Source organism: uncultured Methanofollis sp. (assembly GCF_937919355.1).
Taxonomy (GTDB): Archaea; Halobacteriota; Methanomicrobia; order Methanomicrobiales; family Methanofollaceae; genus Methanofollis.
This window is the reverse complement of the sequence record NZ_CALFSA010000116.1, coordinates 1-3,850: the sequence shown is the minus strand read 5'-3', so window position 1 is coordinate 3,850 and position 3,850 is coordinate 1. Positions and strand designations below refer to the sequence as shown.

The 3,850-nt window shown below is 57.9% G+C and carries 5 protein-coding genes; all 5 read left to right on the top strand.

The annotated features are described in order from the left end of the window. Nucleotides 1-515 (top strand): hypothetical protein (locus tag Q0520_RS05430; protein ID WP_298667418.1); only part of this gene is annotated, 515 nt, incomplete at its 5' end. 97 nt (nucleotides 516-612) lie between these two features. Continuing rightward, complete coding sequence (locus Q0520_RS05425) at nucleotides 613-1,542, top strand: PepSY domain-containing protein (RefSeq protein WP_298667417.1); 930 nt, start codon at nucleotides 613-615, stop codon at nucleotides 1,540-1,542. 9 nt (nucleotides 1,543-1,551) lie between these two features. After that, entirely contained in the window at nucleotides 1,552-2,571 is a 1,020-nt protein-coding gene (locus tag Q0520_RS05420; protein ID WP_298667416.1) for an ABC transporter permease, read from the top strand. 284 nt (nucleotides 2,572-2,855) lie between these two features. Continuing rightward, nucleotides 2,856-3,272, top strand: coding sequence for a hypothetical protein (locus tag Q0520_RS05415; protein WP_298667415.1), 417 nt, complete (start codon nucleotides 2,856-2,858; stop codon nucleotides 3,270-3,272). Nucleotides 3,273-3,284: 12 nt separating this feature from the next. Beyond that, the gene (locus Q0520_RS05410; protein WP_298667414.1) at nucleotides 3,285-3,773 is read left to right on the top strand and encodes a hypothetical protein; all 489 of its coding nucleotides are present in this window, start codon (nucleotides 3,285-3,287) and stop codon (nucleotides 3,771-3,773) included. Nucleotides 3,774-3,850: the final 77 nt, after the last annotated feature.

The following is a 3,850-nucleotide window of genomic DNA, read 5'->3' as shown; positions in this document are numbered from 1 at the left end:
CGATCGGGTTGTTGGGTGTCATCAGGGATAGCCGTTGCGGTCCGTCGCTCTTCCGTGAGATGAAAAAAGAGGTGTTGAACATGAAAACAGAACATGGTCTAGGCTTTGCACTGGTGGCACTGCTGTTTGCAAGCCTTGTTTTCGTTCCCGCAAGTGCGAATGATAAGGCCCTGTCCTCAGATCCCGTACTCTCTGTCGGGATCGACAGAAGTGGCGATGACTTCCTCAACTGTTACGCATACCTCTCCCGTGATCCGCAGGGGATCAGATATGGGGGATGGGCAAAAGCATCGGAAAATGCGTATATGATGAATGTCGTGGTCAAATTGATAGACAAGAGAACCGGTCAAAAAGTACAGCAGACCGCATATGCTGATTATGACACAAAATACGTCGAACCAGACGAAAACCTCGCATCCTACCCTCCAAGCGGCACATACTATGCCTTTGCCGAGGCGACCACTGTGTATCCAGACCATTTTGCAACGTACAGAAGCAGCGACCTCATCTATTGAGCGGTGCAAAAATGCACTCGGTTACTAAAACCAGATCCAAATTTACCCATTTTTCAAAAGTATGGCAAATTAATGAGTGTTTCCGGAGAGAGAAAAAATGAGCAAAAAAATTATAGGCCTTGCCCTTATCGGGGCGTCCGGCCTTTCCGGGTCTGGCAATCCCGTGCCGCCTCCGACCCCTCCCGCCACCGACGTGCCAGCGACACCCCCCGCAAACGCGACCGGGATCACCGGCGAGGATGCGAAGGCGATCGCCATCGCCGCCTTCCCCGCGATCATCGGGGCCGACACGGCTGAAGTCAGGTTCATCGACCAGCCCCAGTCCCGGCGTTCCTGGCAGGTCGACGACTTCAGCGCCGATCTCGGCATGCCGGGCGCACGGAACGCCCAGGTCTGGGTCGACGCCGACACCGGCGAGATCTATCAATTTACTATTCATGCCGGGAAACAGGGGCGACCGGCCGACCCTGCCATCACGATTGAGGAGGCATGTGCGATTGCAGAGAGGTATGTCGGGAACCGGAGCGCCGGGGAACCTCTGGAACTGCTGGTGAAAAGGTATAACGACGAGGAGTCGCCGCTCGCCGGGAAAGTTGCCGGGACGTACTTCATCAGGTACGGCCGTCTCATTCGCGGCGTGCCCTCCGCTACCGACGGACTTATCGTCGAGGTCGATGCGGTCACCGGGGAGATCCGCCAGTTCAGCATTGACAGAAAGACGGACGAGGCCGATTGTCGCGTCGCCACGGAACCGTCGGTATCGTCCGCACAGGCCGAAGAGGTACTGAAAAAATATCTTCGGGAAACCTATGGCGACCTTCCCGGCCTGACCATCCATGAAACCACCCTCAGGTGGGCCATCCCGTGGGCATACCCCGACTATGCAAATGGTGTCCCCCTGGTCTGGGAGATCTCTTTCGACGACGACCACTACCGTTCTCTCACATGCCCGCATTACACCCACGCAGATATCGACGCCCACACCGGCGACGTGCTTTCCTGCTATTACCGGCCGGATGCGACCTGAGGGGAGATCATGGAGACGGGACGCATTCTCATCATTGCCAGGAAGGAGTTTGCCGACACCCTGCGGGGGCGGCGTTTCCTCCTCGTCCTCGGCATGTTCCTCATCATCGCCTTCATCGGCGCCCTGCAGGGCATTCAGAGTTACCATACCGACCTTGACTCTTACTCAAAGATGCTGACCTTCGGCACCACTGGCGTCTCTCCCTTCTGGCTGGTGAAGCCGACAGTCCTGGACGTCTTCATGCACATGGGGCAGACGGTCTCCCTCCTCGGTGCGGTGCTCGGCATCGCCGTCGGTTTCGACCTCTTCTCCCGCGAGAAAGAGGACCACTCCCTGAAAGTGCTCCTCTCCCACCCGGTGTACCGGGACGAGGTGATCACAGGCAAGGCCCTCGGCGGCATGGCAACGCTCGCCCTTGCAACCGTGCTTGCCATGGGCATTACCCTCTCCCTCCTCCTCATCTCCAGCCACGTCCCCCTCCCCGGAGAGTGCGGGATGATCGCCGTCTTCGGGGCGGCGACCCTCCTCTACCTTGCCGGGTGCTTTGCGATCGCCCTTGCCATGTCGGTCGTCGCCGATCGGAGCGGGGAGGCGCTGATGTATGCCTTCATCGTCTTCTTCCTCCTCTCCCTTGTTCTTCCCGCCGCCGGGACCGTCGCCGCCGACGCCGTTGTCGGGGACGGACCGGAAGCGCCGGCCCCTGCCGACGACTACGACATGGAACAGTGGTACGCCTATCAGGAAGAGTGGCGGCGGCAACATGATATCAGGAACGCCATCGTCCTGACCGTCCACCTCTTCTCACCTGAGAATAACTACGACGAGATCACCCGGGCCGTCACTCAGCCCAATAAGTACCTCATCATGCACGGCCCGCCCGACGATCCCGACTATTACCGGCCAGACAGCGAACCCGATTACACCGAGGTCTTCGGCCACCTCTGGAAGAACATCGTCGCACTCTTCCTCGTCCCGTCCATCTTCCTCGGCTATGCCTATATCCGCTTCCAGAGGCTCGATCTCAGGTGAGAAGAGTACTCAGGATCTCCATGGGGTTCCCCCGACGCGTAGACGATCTGCACAGAACTGACATATATAAAAAAAAGATATTCCGGGTCGTGGATTCCCGAACAGGCGTCCCCCGAGTGGCCGGGTACCTGAATCTGCACGTCTGGCCTTTCAGAGTCTGATCGGTTAATGGATGATATCAGGATGGTCGCTGCAATCCGCGGCCATCCGGGGAGGTGCAGAAAGAGGTGTGAAGATGAAAAAAGACTATGGCTTTGTGCTGGGCGGCACTGCTGCTTGCGACCATGAGCATGCCAGCGGGCGCCGTGCCCGGAGGACCGGACGGGACGGTGGTTATGCCCGCAATACCTGTGGGGAATATGTTCACGGACGGCGACGGCGATATGGCGAGCGTGTCTGGTGTGGGACCTCTCACCACTCCGGCAGGACAGAACACCTTCACGGCGACGTACACCCATGCCAACGACAGGAAATATGATGGGGGGCAGGGAGCAATTTTCCGCCTGACAGTCTATGATGCGCATGGTGTGGCGCGCACGGCCGAAAAAAAGGTTGACTCCGCGGCCAGCGGTGAAATCAGCGTGACTTTCAATTCGCAGGGCGGCGGCGATGCCCAGTATGAACTGTGGTGCGAGACACACGACTGGTTCGATACAACAAAGGCAACGGATACCGGCTATGACGATCTCGACTATGTCTGAAGGGTGATCTGTGTGAACGGTAAAATTCTGTGCAGCATTGTTCTGGTCCTCGCCCTTGCCGGTGCCCTGGCATATGCGATGTCGTACGCCCGGGAGGACGTTATCGTGGATACATTCGATTCCGGCGGCAGGGTCGTCTTTCATGACAACGACTCCCATAGTACCTTCCACCTCGGTGTGGCTTCTGCCGACTTCGAGAAAAATGCAGTTTATTCGAGTTCTCTCTCTTCGATCGAGACGGGAACAGGAACGAGCACCTTCACTGCCACATGGAGAAGTGAAAGGGGAAATGAACTTGGCGGTGCGAAGACGGCCGTCTTTACCCTGACTGTCTGGGACCCCGCGGAGGTGCCGCACAGCACTACCCGGGAGTCGCAGGGTGTCTCTTCCGGAAAGCTGAGCGTCTCCTGCTCCTCGTATGGGCCCGGAGAGGGCCGGTTTCTGCTCACGTCGACTATCTCTGAGAGCAGGCTGAACTTATCTGCGCCTCTTTTCGGATGAAATGTGCTGTGTGTGGGTGATGTTCACCTGTCTGGTAAATCGGGGAGACGGCCCTTAAACTTTCTGAGACGATCGTC